At 64.7% G+C, this 587-nt stretch carries 1 protein-coding gene; it reads left to right on the forward strand.

What is annotated here, in order from left to right:
• The coding region (locus OEB96_RS00325; protein WP_266213376.1) for a transposase at positions 1–587 on the forward strand (587 nt) is incomplete at both ends.

The following is a 587-nucleotide window of genomic DNA, read 5'->3' on the forward strand; positions in this document are numbered from 1 at the left end:
CGCACCAAGGAGTGCATCGATGGTTTCTTCGACTGGTTCGGGCTGCGAGCTCGGTGGCTACGGTTCATCTGCAGCGACCAGCACAAGCCGTACCTCACCGTCATCGCGCGCCGGGCCAGCAAGGCGGTGCACGTGCTCGACCGGTTCCACATCGTGCAGCGGCTCAACAAGGCCGTCGACCAGGTCCGAGCCGCGGAGGTCAAGCGGCTCAAGCGCGACGGCTACGAGCCCGTGCTCAAGCGCGGTCGCTGGCCGCTGCTCAAGCGCCCCGAGAACCTGACCAAAAAGCAGGACAGCAAGCTCCGCGACCTGCTCCGGTACAACCTGCGAACCGTGCGCGCCTACCTGCTCAAGGAGGAGTTGCAGCTCCTGTGGGACTACCAGTCGGTCACCTGGGCTGCCAAGTTCCTCGACGGCTGGTGCTCCAAGGTCATGCGCTCCCGCATCGAGCCGATGAAGAAGCTGGCCAGGTCCTTCCGCGTTCACCGCGACCTGCTGCTCAACTGGTTCCGGGCCCAAGGCGAGGTGTCGGCAGGCACGGCCGAGGGCCTCAACAACAAGCTCAAAGTGATCACCAGAAGGGCCTA

Origin of the sequence: Paraliomyxa miuraensis, assembly GCF_026337845.1 — a bacterium.
GTDB classification, from domain to species: Bacteria; Myxococcota_A; Polyangia; order Nannocystales; family Nannocystaceae; genus Paraliomyxa; species Paraliomyxa miuraensis.